The sequence below is a fragment of the Magnetococcales bacterium genome, from assembly GCA_015232395.1.
Taxonomy (GTDB): Bacteria; Pseudomonadota; Magnetococcia; order Magnetococcales; family JADFZT01; genus JADFZT01.
Genome location: JADFZT010000099.1, coordinates 1 through 13,214 on the forward strand (window position 1 = coordinate 1; position 13,214 = coordinate 13,214).

A 13,214-nucleotide genomic window follows, 5' to 3' on the forward strand; every position below is an offset into this window, starting at 1 on the left:
GGGGTGGTTCCTTGACCAAAATTTCGTCACGAACCGATAGATTTCGGGGGATATATTCCTTCACCCGTTCATCTTCGAAAAACACCTCCCGCTGATTTTCTTCCCATTTCCAGGCAGCTATATAGGTGGAAAAGAGATCAACACGCTTTTCATCCGGATAGATGGCCCACCAAATGGAAAATCTGAAAATAGCAAATGAAAGATAGAGAGCCGTCAGGAATAAGAACCCTGCCCAGAAGTTTCTTTTGAAACCAAACCGCCACCTTCCCTCAGCATGCATGATCTTGGGCCAAAACACCCAGAGGAGCACAAGATCCACCACCACCGCCCAGCGATGGGAATAGCCGGTAATCCAGTCGGAGTGATAGGGGAGAAAGCGGAGTTGTGCCCACACCAGGAGAGTCACCGGGAGGATCACCGTGGTGGTCCAGACATAGAGATTCAACAATATCCTGGCGGATCGGCTCTCCTGGGATTTGACCAGCCAGTGGGAAAAGGGGAGGGGGTAGAGGAGGGATTTCAGGTTTTTTCGGTCATCCCTGCATAAATCATGGAGCTTGCGGGAGAGGAGATAGAAGAGGAGCAGGAGATTGAGATGTAATAGAATGAATATCCACGGCACCACCACATAAAACCAAACGATGGGAATCCCCACGCTCAGCAGGGGGAGAATGATGTTGCTCTCCATCAACAACTGCTTGTGGGTGGTGGAGCCGATGAGAATGGCGAAGTAGACCCCTACCAACAAAAAAGTCAGATGCACGCCTCTCGCAACACGAGCGGATTCGTTGGCCGACTCCCAGCGTTTTTCCAGGGGATCCGGTTCTGGTGGCATAAAGGGATAGGGGCGTTGCGCGGTTCCGGAATACATGGGCTTTATTTTGAGTGGCGGTTAAATTTCATCATTCCTGGAGTTTATCAATCTCCCGGGAAAACAACCAGGGGAGGGGCGTTCAACGGGGGGAAGGGGTTCTCTTCCAAAAGTGACAAGCCTGGTTGGCAGTTTCCGGGAAAGTGTAAAAAAATATTTTTCCACTTTTGGGTGTTTTTCCCTTCCAGAAACCGCCATAAACAATATTTTATCATTACAAACAATTACTTACAGAACACACCCTCAGCTGGCTTGGGGCTTGCTTTATGGGGTTGGTAAAGAAGGCTCTCATACGAAAAAGAGGTGTGTGTCATGCAACGACGGTATCCAAAACCAAAATCCCGAAAAAAATGGACCCTGGTTGATCTCTGGATTGTGCTGACGGTGATCATCCCCGTCGCCTGGTTCGGCTATCCCAACCTCAAAAGCCACTTGTTGGAATACCAACTCTCCTCCCAAGTGCAGCTCTTTACCCAATCCCTCAACCTCACCCGCTCCGAAGCCATGCGCCGAGGCTTCCGGATGACCATGTGCCCCAGCCGCAATCAATCCAACTGCGACATCCAGGCCGGAGGCTGGGAAGAGGGGTGGGTGGTGTTTGAAGATGGGGGGATTCCAGGGGTGGTCGATGGCGAGGATCGCATCCTGGAAAGCGTCCCGGGCCTCTACGGCTCCGTCACCCTCCGCCCAGCCCAATCCCCCAGAGCCAGCTACATCTCCTTTGGAGCCAAAGGGCAGATGCGGGAATATCAGCAAGCCGGGCTCTTCAACCTCTGTGACGACCGGGGCGTCGAGCGAGCCTACTCCCTCAGCATCAGCACCAATGGCCAAGTGAAGAAAACCCCAGGGGCACGCGCCTGCAGCTGAAAACCGATGGTTTGACAGAATGGGGGGGTTACGGGGGTGGGAGGGGATCGGGTAGCTGGATCCCCTCCCAAAATTTTCTATTTTAGATGGAAGAGATCTTTAAACTGGGAGATCTGAAACAGTCGCTTGATTTCCGCCTTACAGTTGATGAGGGTGATGTCGGAATCGTTACCGCCACAATGCTCCCGCAACATCAAAAGCATGCCCAACGCCGAGCTGTCGATAAAATCCACATTGGCAAAATCAACCACAAAAGGCAGCTTCCCCGACTCCGAAATATAGGCCTTGCGAAAAGGGGTGCGCATTTTAAAATCAAAACTGCCTGAAATAGAGATGGTGATTCTGTTCTCCGTTTTTGAGGCGGTAATGGACATTTGGACCCTCTTATTGGCGATGAACTTGTTCCAAAACCCGGTGTGGGCGTTCCAAAACCCGATGTAGATCAGGAAATGGTCTCTTGGCAGCGCCCATGATATCCCAAAGGAATGGGCTTTGGCCAAGTGGGAATCGTCATAACAGGCGAATTTCAGGCCTTCCACCCTTCACCACTCCCCCCATCCGCCCCGTTATTTTGATCGACTCTACAGGGCGTGGCACTTGGGTTGGTTGGAAAGCAGCTTCACCACCAACTCCCCGCCCGATACCCGGGAGATCTGCCCGGGAAACTCATATTTGGCCCGATCCGAAAGCATCACCAGGGTTCCGGCCTCCCCGGAGAGAAGGCTCCCCACTGGGGTGGAAAGAACCAAACTGACGCTGGCTGAGGTGATCGCCTGGGTGGTGCCGGTCACGCTGCGCCCATCCTTGGCGATAAAATGGGCCGTCACCGACAGGCTGTTGGGAGAGGCCTTGCCGGAACCGGCCCCAGCCGCTGGAGCCGGAGCCGCTGCCCTCCTCGGAGATGCCGCCATACCTGGAGAAGCCCCTCTCGGAGTCGCCGCCATACCCGGAGCAGCAGCCCTCGGAGTCGTCATCATACCCGGAGCAGCAGCCCTCGGAGCTGCCATGCCAGGGGTTGGTGGAATCTTCCGCCGCCTGCGCACGATCTGTTGTTGCGGTGGCGCCTCCTGGGGTGCCTCCGCAGTAGGTACCGGGGGGGCCATTCCCTGAGGTGCGGGGGAGGGCATAAAATCCCCCCCGGGAGGGGCCATTCCCTGAAGTGCAGGGGAGGGTGTAAAGCTGCTCGCTGGATGGGCCATCCCCTGAGGTGCTGAGAGCTGGGTAGCCGCCGGGGGGGGAGGGGGATCGGCCAGGGATGCCAAAATCCCCTTGATACGATTTTGCAAGGCCAGGGACTCCCGCTTCAGCCCTTGCAGCAGCTCCTGGTTTTGCTCGTTGTAGGGAAAGTCGGAACGAACGATCTCCTCCATGTGAGCCAAAATCGCCTCTGCTTCCATGGGTGCCCGGTCGAGGGCCGGTTTTTGATCGTTGTAGCTGCGGATCAAATCCTGGGCTCCGGGGCCTTTTTTCTGCATCTCCCAAGCGCGCATATTGATGGCCAGCAAGGTTTGATTGGTCTCACCACAGAGGGTTTTGACCTCTTTCAACAGACGCTTGACCGACTCCTCGGTGGTCTCCTTGATCACTGGTACCACGGTGCGTTTGGCCGAGGGTGAGGATTGTGAGGGGGGCGTGTCCAGGGGACTTTTGGAGATGGATGGTGCGCCTTGCAGCGACGGTTGTGTCATCACACCGGGGCGGGGGTTGCGGGGTATGACAAACTCCGCATTTTCCGGCACCAGCCGCAAAATAATGTCCGACTCCACCACCCGAATCAGCTGGCAGGCATATTCCGCCTGAGACTCATCCCAAAAAAGCCACAACGTTCCCTCTTCCCCCGACTCCAGGCCGTTGACCGGAGAAGCGGAGACCAGACGCAGGCTGTTGACGCTGATTTCCCGGGAAATCCCCTGACAAGTCAAGCCGCTGGGAGATTCATAGGTGACGGGAATTTGAAAATCATTGCGATCCCACTTGCGACGCGCTTTTTCAGCATCGCTCTCGCTCTTCGAGGGGTCAGGATTTTTCTCCGGTGGTGGCACTTCCCCTTTCAGGGCTGTTTCGGAGTGGAGGCTCACCCGGTTGGAGGAAGCCAGACTCGGGGAGGCATACTGGCCGCCATGGGGTTGGTAGGTGGCATGGGGTTGATCGATCAACTCCATGGTTCCTTTCACCCGTCCCAAAAGATCCAGGGCGAGGGCTTTGAGATCCTCCAGTTGATCCCGAAGTTCCCCCTTGCTGGCGGTGGTGTTGTTTTCAATCTCATCCAATCGGGACAGGAGAGAGTCGGTCTTTCTGGGAATTTCATCCAAAAAGTGTTGACTCTCCTGGAGCGCTTCCAGCCGATCTGGGGAGGAGGCGCGGTTTTTCTTCAGCTCCCAGTCCCGAATGTTGATCTTTAAAACCGCCTGTCGGGCCTCCCGGGCAATACCGGAACACAGAGAACGAATTTCATCTCCGGCGGATTTCAGATCCCCAGCCACCTGCCCCTCAATCTTGAGGGCTTCCTGAAGGCTCTCCTGGAGTTGGCCGGAGAGGGTGGCGATCTGGTTGGCAAAAACCGATTTTTCCCCGTCCTTGGAAGTGATGAGGCGGGTCATCTCGTCGATTTCCGCCTTACCGGTGACCGAATAGAGTACCTTTTCGTCTACCTCATGGCCCAAAAACTGGGATACCCCCCACATCTCCAGGACATTTTTTTCGATCTGCCCAAACTCTTCCTGGAATTTATCGATGGGAGCCAGACCGGCCCGGGCACACTCTTGGGGATATTCGTCCCAAATTTTGCGCAGAGGTTCGAGAGACTCTTCCTGAATTTTGGGCAGGGTGGTAAACAGAGTCTCCTTCAGGGTGGGCACAAAGTCATAGAGAGTGCCGATCCCTTCTTCCACCTGGTTGTTCTGACTCGACATCTCCTTGAGCCAGTTACGCCGGGTGTGGGAAAAGGGCAAAACCTGGGCTTTGAAGGACCGGATGAAAAGCTGAAAGATGACACTCCTGGCGCCCGGCCCCAGATCACCCAACCAATCCCCACCACGGTTGTGTCCGAAATAATCCGATCCAGAAACATCCGCCTCACCGGGAAGCAGGCCCAGCTCAGGATCCTCCACCGGCAAGTCGTCCTCGTCGCTACCCTTCTGAAACCAGGTACGCATTTTACCCAGGCCCGAGGACTCTTCATCCATGACCTGGTCGATATTTTTTACCTTGCGTTGAGCTTTGGTAAAGCTTTTGGCCAGCTTGCGGTGTTCATCAAGGGCATCGCCATCATCCCCATCAATGCCGTACTCCTCACTGGCAGCGCTTTCCAGCTCCAACAAAAACATCTCCCGGTTATTCGACTGACCCGATTCGATCCCCTTGAACAGCTCCAGGAAGGTACCCTGTCCCAACCCCTTGTCCGGTTGCAGGCCGGGATAGACCCCCTGGATAAACCGGGAAAAATAGACATCCCGCTCCACCAGAAACAGGGCAATGGCCTGGGCACGGTAGTTGTAGCCGTTCATATCCTGAATGCGGGTGGTGACAAACAGCCCCCGAAACCAGTGCCAAAACAGCTGCACCGTGCTCTTGTCAGCCGGATCCTTGACCGAAGAGTCGATCTCTTCCAAAAGCTTGAAAAAGGCGTTGCGAATACCCATTTCGTTGGGGGGAACGATGCCGTGAAAAACCTGCTGAACGTCTTCCCGGTCGAAAAAGGATTTGCTTCGGGAAATAAAATCCTTTTCCCACTCCTTCATGCGTTTCAACCATTCCGGAAAGACAAACCGATCCCGGATGCCCTGTTTGGCCACCATCCAGCCGTAGATCAAGGGGTCGGCCAGATCCATGCAGATGGCAAAGATAAAAATGGCCGTGAGCAGCATGCCACCAAAAGCCACGCCATACAGGTTCAGCAAAAAGATTTTCAGTTCATTAAAATTTTTATGCTTGGCGACGGGAATCATGCCCTTTTTAAGCTCGTCGATGGCCGAAATTTCCGGAATTTCCAGATTGGCCTGGACATTATAAGAGCTGTAAAGGGCTGAACCGGACTTATCCACCCGCTGGAGAAGGCCCACATAAGCGCCGGTCAATTCGTTCAACTCCCGGGAAATATCGCCATAGAGGTTTTTGTTTTCCTCCATGGCTTCAACCATCGACTGAACGAGATCGTTGATTTGGTAATGCTCCAGGGCAAATACCCGCTGGATCTCTTCCAGAGTGTAGCCCTGCACCTTCATCATGATATCAAGCTTGAGCAGACGCCCCATCACCTTGGAAAAAGTATCTACCAGGTGATGGCCATACTTGCCCCGCAGGGTCTGGATTTTTTCCTTGATGGATGTGGAAAGATCGAGGCCTGATGCCTGCAACATGCCGTCGATCTCTCGTGAAAGAGCTGAATATTTATAGGAACTGACGACATCGTTGGTGCCTGGAACATAGCCTCCATGAACGATGAAATATTTCCCCCAATAGCGCGGACCCTTGCGGGCATCACTGCTGGAGGCAACCCCTCGAAGTTCATCCTTGGGAACCTGCTCAAAATTTTTGATGGTGCCGTTGGTGCCGGACCAGAGAATGGCCCGCAGATCGTTCAAAGAGACCGGGTTTTCCATATCGGGATGGATGGGATCGCCGATGGCCCGTTTGACCTTGTTTTGAATCGACTCCGACTGCTGGGCCAGGTCGGCCTTTTTGGAAATGATGGAAACAATGCCGTCGTAGTTGGTCTTGATGGAAACCAGCGTTAAAAAGCTGGCCAAAAACATCCAGCGGGGATTGCGTAGATAGGCGTCTCGAATCCCCTTGAAAAATCCACCTGACTCAGCCATGGCGACAAACATGCGCCCTTTAAAATCAAGAATGGCCGAAGAGAGGGTCAGGCCACAGATCAGGGCGAGCATGTAGCGGGCAGGCTCCGCCTCACGACCATCAAAAGCCCCGGAAAAAAGCTCCGAGACAGCGGTAATCTGCAGAAGATCGTTCACCCCCCGGGCAGTGGTGATGGTGGAACCGACAAAAAGCAGCAGGCCCAGGGGGAGCTTTCCCGAAGCCAGCCATTTGTTCAGGGTTTCTCCCAGCCGCTGTAAAGACCCCATTTTGCGCTGGGGGCCCAGCCAGATTTCCCGCAGGGTTCGGGTAGAACGGACTTTTCTAGGGGCGGTGGCGATCAGATCGGAATGGAGATGGTCGAATAGATTTTCCGCACCACCCAGATTGTGGCGGAAGACCAGCTTGGTCAGCTCATAGAACGGATTATATTCGAGGAGGGCCTCCTTGCCACTCTGGAGGGCCTTGCGGAATTCCTGGAAGTGAAAATTGATCTGGGTGGAGCCGGTGGATTGCTCGGAGACACCTCGAACCCGATCAACCTTTTCCTGCTTGATGACCCGTTTGAGCTGTTCGATGGAGTGGCCGGTCCGTTTAAATTCGGTCCGATTGATGTGGCTGACCAGGTGGCCGGGATCGCTCTCTTTATCGCTGACTCCTGCTTCGAGCTGATCTTCCCGAAAGGGAAAAATGGAGATGACGCTCCTGATGTCCTTTTCGGAGACAAAAAAATCCTCAATGATCTTTCCATAGATCGAAAAGAGAGGATTGTTGATGGAAGATGGCTCCGGCATAATGCCCCAAAGAGTCGCTTAATACAGCTTTCTACCCGCCCGATCTCTGATCATCCCTGACTTGGACTTAAAACAAAGAGAACACCCTCCTGGCATCCCCTCTCCCGGCATCCCACACCGGTGCCGTTTGGTTGATTCAAATGGCGAAGCAAAAAAACAGCTCCCAATCAATCGTGGATCGTTTCGATCAAAATCTTGATCCAGCAATACGAAGAAACCATCCGCCAAATAAAAAAACAGGGACTGATTTAAGTAACAGGAACAGCCGGGTTGAATGGCCCTAAAAATATGACGAGGGGGCATTCTACCCTTTTTTCCCCCCGATGACACTGAACCATCGCTCGAACTCTCAAGCCTTGGGTTAAACCATGATTCCCCCGGGCCAGCGTACCATGCTCAATCCTTATGGTGTGGTGGGCCTCTCTTTTGCCCCGGGCTGATCTTCCAGAAAGATAACCGCCGTCACTTTGTTGCCAGACTCGCTATATTCCATCCCATCGAAAGAGAGGGATCTGGCTACGGCAATTCCCCGCCCATGTTTATGCAACACCCGCCCCGGGTCAATTTTCAAATAGCTTTTCCAATCAAACCCCACGCCCGGATCCTGAATATGAAAACTGATTTCAGAGGGGGTCCGCCGCATCTGGATGGTCACTCTCTTTTGGCTGTTTTCCGGAAGAGCAAAACGGCGTTCCAGTTCAGTATCCCAGGCGTTTTGTTCGTGAAGTCTGGTTTTTTCTTCATAGGTGATTCCCAGGCAACCGTGTTCCACCCCATTGACCAGCAACTCCGCCAGGCCGATGGCCGCTGTGACCGGATTGGGACAAAGCTTGGCCAACTTTTTGGCCAACGCCCGGGCCTCTTCGACGGAACGAATGGAAAAATGGGCCTCATCCCATTTTTCAGGGTATTCATGATTTTCGGTTGTTTTGTGATTTTCCTTGAGAAGAAAGCGGATTTTTTGGTTCAGGCCTTCCCAGGAAACCGGTTTTTGTATGATCGTTCGAGCGCCTGCTTGGTTGGCCTTTTCCTGGGCCTGGCCATCCTCAGCATCCACAAACAGAATGATCGGAGGAGGTGTGACAGGAAATTCCCGAGAGAGCCTGGCGCACACTTTAAAACCGTCCGAACCAAGGGTCGATATATCCAGCAGGATCAGCTCCGGTGCACCTTCTGCACAAAGCGCCAAGGCCTCACCACAACTGTCAGCCTCCAGAACGGTAAAACCATTCCCGGCCAAAAAACGGCTCATATCGCCACGGGATTGCAGGTCGTTCGCCACAACCAGAATCAAGGGTTCCTTTTGAAACGACGCCGCACCCGACATGATACGTTTAAACTCCCTGGAAAAACAGACCGGAAAATGAGTTCATGGGTGACCATTTCCACTATTCAATACAGTACAGTTGACCTGAACGACCTGCAACGCTGCCCACATAAGGGGGCTCGGCCCATAAACAGACCAAACGCCAAGAATGGATTCCCCCGGGTCAGCAGGTAATTTCCACCATGGTGAGATCATCCTCCTGTTCATGATCGTTACGAAAGAGCGCCAAATCCTGATGAATGTTTTCCAGGGGCTCCCCTTTTTCGATCAACCGGCTGAGCAGGGACTCCATCGCTTCCTGGCCAAAAATCCGTCCTTCGGGATCCCGGGTTTCAATCAGGCCATCGGTGGTGACGAAAAGGCGATCACCCCGAGCAACCTGGACCACCTCACCGGGACGCTCGGAGCGGAGAATAACTCCCCGGGGCAAAAAGGCCGATTCCACCCGGTGACGAATCTCCGTCCCTCGGAAAACAAGCACATCCGGGACGTTACAGTTCCACACCGTCAGGGTGGTTCTGGTAGAATCAAGGGCCAGAAAACAGGCCGCCAAAAACATACCGGTGGGCATCTTTTCGTGGAGCTGCTGATTCATCTGCTCCATGATTTCACTCATGGGCAGCCCCTTGTCAGTCATCGTATAGAAAATATCCGAAACGATGGGCCCGCCAATGGCGGCTGTCAGACCATGCCCGGTAAAATCCCCCAGCATGACATATTGCCCCCCATCGGGCGTAATCCTCGAAAATAACATGTCCCCCATGGTCTTTTCCACAGGAGCGAGAAGATAGCGCAGGGCGTGATCATCAAAACGTTCGGAGCCGCGCATCTTTTCGATGATTGATTCAATAAACTCCCGCTCCATCAGGAGATGGTCGTTTAAAATCGCCAATTTTTGATGAGCGGCACGCAAAGCCAGGTGGGTTCGCACCCGGGCCAACACCACCGATGGGCTGATGGGTTTGGTGATATAGTCGATAGCCCCCAGCTCAAGCCCTTTGGTCTCGTCTTCCACGTTGGTCATGCCGGTGATAAAAATGACCGGAATATCCTGGGTGTGAGGCTCCTCCTTGAGAAGGCGACACACTTCATAGCCGTCCATTTCCGGCATCATGATATCGAGCAGGATGAGGTCGGGAGGGGGGTCGGAGCGGGCAGCCTTGATCGCTTGCCGACCATTTTTGGCGGCGATCAGCTTGTAGTCGGTTTTCAGGAGTTCTACCAACACCTGAATATTGAACCGCTCATCATCAACGATGAGAATACGGTTCTTCCTGTTTTTTTCCATCAGGCTCCCCACCTTGATGAAGTGGAATCAATGATGATCCCTAGGCCTTGGGGCCTGACGATAATCATCTGAATTGAATTGGGTTGATCCATCAGGCTTTTCCATCCTGGGTTGCGTTGACTGCATCTTTCAACTCCTGAACCATTTCCATGGCTTCTTCAAAGTCGAAGCAGTCGATTTTTTGCCCTATCTTTTCCCCAAGGTCATGAAACTGTGAATGGGCCACTATTTCCCTAATCGGCACAAAACAGGCTTCAGAGTCCACATCCATCTCCTCCAGATAAGAGGATAGTTTCTGGAGCAGAGGGGCCAGTTTTTCGATATCCCCCCCCTTGAGCTCTTTCCAGATCGGAGAAACACTCTCGGCAGGGTCGTGCTGTTTCAGGGTCTGGGTCAAGGGGCCAAGTGCACCAAGCAGGGGGGTGAGGCGTTCCTGAATACGCCCCAGCAACCTCTCATAGTGTCGTTCGTCTCCCCGGGTGATGGCACTTTCCAGATCCTGGGCCGCCTGGTGCAGGGCATTGGCACCGATGGAACCGGAAACGCCTTTGAGGGTGTGAATCAGGCGTAAGACCGTTTGCAGATCTCCTCGCTCAAAAAATTCTTGGAGGGTCGCTGTCAGGTTGCGATTATCCTGATAAAACTCACCCAGCAATTTTTTGAAAAGTTTGCGGTTGCTCCCTACGCGCCGCAACCCCTGGACCATGTCGACACCCGGCAGGTCAGCAGGCATTTCCACGGTTTCAACCTCACCAGCCACCAGGGTGGTGGGGGGAGTATAAGCCCGCTCTCCAGGGGTGATCCACTGAATCAAGGCCTCTGCCAACACCTCCGGATCCAGGGGTTTGGTAAGATGATCGTTCATACCTGCCGCGAGACATTTTTCCCGGTCCCGGTCCATGGCATGGGCGGTGGTGGCCAGAATCGGCACGTTGTTGCGCCGCTCATCCTTACGAATCCAGCGGGTCGCCTCCAAACCGTCCATCTCCGGCATCTGGATATCCATCAACACCAAATCGAGCCCCCCCCGGGCGACGGCTGCCACCGCATCCTTACCGTTTTCAGCCAAAATCACCGTCATCCCCAACCCCTCCAGCAACTCGATGGCCACCTGCTGGTTGATGGTGTTGTCCTCCACCAACAGCACTCTGGCACCGCGAATGCGCCCCAGAGCCTCCCTATGATCGCTCTTGGTTTCCAATCTGACGGGAAGGCTGCCCTCCTCGGGATGGAGCGTGGTAATGATGGCATCCAGCACCAGGGAGGCATTAAACGGCTTTAAAATATAGCCATCGACAAAAGCCTCCTCCATCTTGCGGATCACCTCTTCCCGACCATAGGCGGTCACCAACAGGACTGGGGGAGGGGAGGCCAGCGCCAGGATGCCCCGTACCCGTCGTGCCGTCTCAATGCCATTCATGCCGGGCATTTTGTAATCCATAAAAATCAGCTTGTAATCCTTTTCCTGATCGTTGGTGGCGCTGCGCTCCAACTCTACCAGTGCCTCCGGACCTGAGTTGACTGCATGGGGGGCCATGGCAAAGGATTCCAACACATCGCAAAGGATGTTGCGGGAGCTTTCGTTGTCGTCCACCACCAACACCCGCATGCCCAAAAGCTCGGAGCGGGGGACGCGGTTTTTTTTAACGGGTAACGCTGGTCGACCAAAGTGGGCGGAAAAGGTGAAGAGACTCCCTTGTCCCAGGGTGCTGATGACATCGATCTGGCCATCCATCAGCTTGACCAGCTGCTTGCAGATGGAGAGCCCCAGGCCTGTCCCGCCAAATTTACGGGTGGTGGAACTATCCGCTTGGGTAAAGGCCTGAAACAGCTTTTGGCACTGTTCACCGGTCATACCAATGCCGGTATCCTGCACCGAAAATTGGAGCCGGATACCTTCGTTCGATTTTGAATCCGGATCCAGCCGATCTTCATCCCCCACGGCCTGATCCCCTGCCACCCCTTGCCGCTCCCCTTCCGGCAGCCGATTGACTGAGATGATGATTTCGCCGCTTTCAGTAAATTTGACCGCATTATTGGCCAGATTGAGGAGCACCTGTCCCAAACGCAGAGGATCCCCCACCAGGCTATTTGGAACATCTTCTCCACGCTTAAAGAGCAGCTCAAGCCCTTTTTTTTCGACCCGGACGCAGACCATGCCAGCCAAATTTTCAAAGACATCATCCAGCTGAAAATCGATGGACTCCATCTTGAGCTTGCCGGCCTCAATCTTGGAAAAATCGAGGATGTCGTTGAGAATACCCAGTAGCGCGTGGGCTGAAGATTGGATTTTACGCAGATAATCGTACTGCTTGGCGGTCATGTCGGTTTTCATTACCAGATGACTCAAACCGACGATGCCGTTCATGGGGGTGCGAATTTCATGGCTCATGTTGGCCAAAAATTCACTCTTGGCCTGGCTGGCCAACTCTGCCACTTCCTTGGCCCGTTTGAGCTGATCGGCTTCCTTCTCCCGGGTGAGATCAATGGAGTTCCCTACGGAGCCGATAATCCGACCCTCCACATCGTGAAGAAGAGCGGCTGAGACCAGGAGGGGAAAGGTCTGACCATTTTTCCGGCGGCTGAGCACCTCCCCGGAAAAAACCCCTTCCGCCAGGATCGCCTCGCCCACCCGGCTGGACTCATCGGGATCGGCATAGAGGATATCCACGGTTTGTCCACGAATTTCCTGAAGAGAATAGCCATAGGCCTTTTGGGCCGCTGCGTTGAATTCCACAATCCTGCGATCGGCATCCACGGAGACGATCATGGAAGCGGAACCTTGAATAATATTGCGAATATATTCCTTCTCTTCGACGAGTGTGGCGTTGACCCGATCCAGCTCCAGAAGCTCCCGGGAAGCTTTGAAAAAGGCCAATACCAGGACTGAAACCAAAGAAAAAAGCAAAAAAAACCGAATATGACGATAATCCCCAAGCAATGTTTCCCAGCGAGGAACCTGGATGGTGACTTCGAAGAGGGCAAAAAGCAGGGCAAGCCCCAGGCTGATGAGCAAAAGATGGCGCAAAAGCCCCATTTTCGTCAGGGAGGGAAAACGTTTTTTGGAAATCAACATGCTTCCAGCCAACCCCGAACTCAAGCTGACCACCACCCAAACCTGGGATCCAGCCAAACCTGAAACAGTTGAAACAGTGGAATCGGACCAACCTTAGACGTAACTATTCAGCACCCTGCCGCAAATAAGACTTGACAGCCTTTTTGGTCTGAAAATGTTTTGCTGACTTCGTAGAG

General features: G+C 53.8%; 7 protein-coding genes. 1 reads left to right on the plus strand and 6 read right to left on the minus strand.

Annotated elements, in window-relative coordinates:
* The coding region (locus HQL52_18120; GenBank protein ID MBF0371362.1) for a hypothetical protein at positions 1-871 on the minus strand (871 nt) is incomplete at its 3' end.
* Positions 872-1,183: 312 nt separating this feature from the next.
* On the opposite strand from HQL52_18120, the gene HQL52_18125 reads away from it, so the two are divergent.
* On the plus strand, positions 1,184-1,738 hold the full coding sequence (locus tag HQL52_18125; GenBank protein MBF0371363.1) for a GspH/FimT family protein: 555 nt from the start codon (positions 1,184-1,186) through the stop codon (positions 1,736-1,738).
* Positions 1,739-1,815: 77 nt separating this feature from the next.
* Here the strand turns inward: HQL52_18125 and HQL52_18130 are convergent, their stop codons facing one another.
* The 5 genes from HQL52_18130 to HQL52_18150 all read right to left on the minus strand — a co-directional run bounded on the left by HQL52_18130 (position 1,816) and on the right by HQL52_18150 (position 13,038).
* The gene (locus tag HQL52_18130; protein MBF0371364.1) at positions 1,816-2,112 is read right to left on the minus strand and encodes an STAS domain-containing protein; all 297 of its coding nucleotides are present in this window, start codon (positions 2,110-2,112) and stop codon (positions 1,816-1,818) included.
* A gap of 207 nt (positions 2,113-2,319) precedes the next feature.
* Positions 2,320-7,347, minus strand: coding sequence for a hypothetical protein (locus HQL52_18135; GenBank protein ID MBF0371365.1), 5,028 nt, complete (start codon positions 7,345-7,347; stop codon positions 2,320-2,322).
* Positions 7,348-7,750: 403 nt separating this feature from the next.
* A complete protein-coding gene (locus tag HQL52_18140; protein MBF0371366.1) occupies positions 7,751-8,674 on the minus strand; it encodes a response regulator in 924 nt (307 codons plus the stop codon).
* A gap of 163 nt (positions 8,675-8,837) precedes the next feature.
* Positions 8,838-9,962: a SpoIIE family protein phosphatase gene (locus HQL52_18145; protein MBF0371367.1), complete on the minus strand. Its 1,125-nt coding sequence runs from the start codon at positions 9,960-9,962 to the stop codon at positions 8,838-8,840.
* 91 nt (positions 9,963-10,053) lie between these two features.
* Positions 10,054-13,038 carry a response regulator gene (locus HQL52_18150; protein MBF0371368.1) on the minus strand — a complete coding sequence of 995 codons (2,985 nt, stop codon included), beginning with the start codon at positions 13,036-13,038 and terminating at the stop codon, positions 10,054-10,056.
* Between the last annotated feature and the right edge of the window lie 176 nt (positions 13,039-13,214).